Source organism: Raoultella sp. T31 (assembly GCF_002806725.1).
GTDB classification, from domain to species: Bacteria; Pseudomonadota; Gammaproteobacteria; order Enterobacterales; family Enterobacteriaceae; genus Klebsiella; species Klebsiella electrica.
In genome coordinates this window covers 1-407 of the sequence record NZ_PIBO01000106.1, presented here as the reverse complement: position 1 = coordinate 407, position 407 = coordinate 1, and the positions used below count along the sequence as shown (strand labels likewise).

Sequence of the window (407 nt, the reverse complement as noted above, 5' to 3'; positions counted from 1 at the left end):
GCCTGGCAGGGCGGCCTGCTGTTGAGCCACACCAACGACAGCGGCGTGAACAAAGTGATTCTGCGCTATTCCGATAATGCCGATAACAGCGTGTACGACAAAACGGACGGGTTGACGACGGTTTACGCCAGCTTCGAGGGGCTATACAAGTTCACTCAGCAGGCGCAGGTCGAGTATCTGCTGGCCTTCCACAACTATGACAACAGCAAGGACAACACCGACAACCGGAAGAACTACGGCGCCATCGTGCGTCCGATGTACTTCTGGAATGACGTGCATTCGACCTGGCTGGAAGCGGGCTACCAGCGCGTTGACTACGATCGGGGCGGGGATAACCACGGCTGGAAACTGACGCTGTCGCAGAACATCGCCATCGGCATGGGGCCGGAGTTCCGTCCGATGCTGCG

Annotated in this window: 1 protein-coding gene; it reads left to right on the top strand. The window is 58.5% G+C overall.

Translation table 11 applies throughout. The annotated features are described in order from the left end of the window. A partial coding sequence (locus tag CWM52_RS25940; RefSeq protein WP_165785447.1) for a carbohydrate porin occupies positions 1-407 on the top strand: 407 nt, incomplete at both ends.